Annotated in this window: 1 protein-coding gene; it reads left to right on the plus strand. The window is 60.5% G+C overall.

The genetic code is table 11. The features are described 5' to 3' along the window. The coding region (locus J5M56_RS26530; protein ID WP_207938256.1) for a cytosine permease at positions 1–233 on the plus strand (233 nt) is incomplete at both ends.

Consider the following 233-nt stretch of genomic DNA (forward strand, 5'->3'; position numbering starts at 1 on the left):
GCTGGGGATTCCGCAAATGGTTCAAAGCCGTGGCCAGTTCGGCCGCTACGGCGCGCTTTTGATCGTGTTCTTCACCGCACTTATCTATGTCGGCTTCTTCATCTCGAACATCGTGCTGGCGGGCAAGACCATCCACGGCATCGCCCCCAGTGTGCCAATGCCGGGTGCGATCGTGATCGGGGCGTTGAGCGCCACCGCCATCGGGGTGATCGGCTACCGCTTCATCCATATCC

Source organism: Pseudomonas sp. 51_B (assembly GCF_017491595.1).
GTDB classification, from domain to species: Bacteria; Pseudomonadota; Gammaproteobacteria; order Pseudomonadales; family Pseudomonadaceae; genus Aquipseudomonas; species Aquipseudomonas promysalinigenes.